Source organism: Psychrobacter sp. T6-1 (assembly GCF_052258445.1).
In genome coordinates this window covers 1-906 of sequence record NZ_JBQQFC010000596.1, presented here as the reverse complement: position 1 = coordinate 906, position 906 = coordinate 1, and the positions used below count along the sequence as shown (strand labels likewise).

The 906-nt window shown below is 42.4% G+C and carries 1 protein-coding gene and 1 pseudogene; both read left to right on the top strand.

What is annotated here, in order from left to right:
- Positions 1–228, top strand: a pseudogene (locus tag ACTXGO_RS14830) (ABC transporter permease); the annotation flags it as partial.
- A gap of 55 nt (positions 229–283) precedes the next feature.
- Positions 284–906 (top strand): MetQ/NlpA family ABC transporter substrate-binding protein (locus tag ACTXGO_RS14825; RefSeq protein ID WP_443575061.1); only part of this gene is annotated, 623 nt, incomplete at its 3' end.

Here is a 906-nt window from a genome sequence, read left to right as displayed (position 1 = left end):
CGCTCAGGGCTGGTTTTGTCAGTGACGATTCTCTGTATCAGTCTGCTGTCTTATTCGGCAGCAGCAGGTATGATTGGTGGTGGCGGTCTGGGTGATTTGGCCATTCGTTACGGCTATTATCGCTATCAGACTGAGGTCATGGTATTTATCGTTATTATGTTATCGATTATGGTGATATCCATTCAAGCCTTTGGCAACTGGTTAGCGACGCGTTTAGATAAACGATAAAATGACACATTAATGAAATAAAACTGATTAACTCATTTATTATTAAGGAAGGTTTATGAAATTAACAGATATTAGCCGTCAATTGGCACTTGGTTTTGGCATCGTTGGCGTATCAGGTTTGGTACTGGTTGGCTGCAACAATTCATCAGCACCTGAAGCCACCAAAGAAGCGCCTGCTACCTCTGCTGAAGCCAGCAATGACAGTGATACTCAAAAAAGCAAAATCATTATCGGTACAACCGAAGGTGATTTTGCCGATATGGTACGTAACCAAGTTAAAAGCTCGCTAGAAGCGCAAGGCTATGAGGTTGAGCTGATTACTTTTACTGATTATGTTCGTCCAAATTTGGCACTGGCAGATGGTGATTTGGATATCAATATCTTTCAGCACAAGCCTTATCTTGATACTTTTAAGGCTGAAAACAATCTTGACCTTGTTGAAGTATTCCAAGTGCCTACCGCGCCGCTTGGCATCTATACGGGCAAAAAGACCAGCCTTGATGATGCCTACAAAGGTATGAGCGTATCAGCACCTAATGATCCAAGTAACTTTGCTCGCGCATTGGTTATGATGAATGATCTAGGCTGGCTGACGTTAAAGGATAATATCGACCCATTAACGGCGTCAAAAACAGACATCGCTGACAACAGCAAGTACGATATCAAAATCGTTGAGTT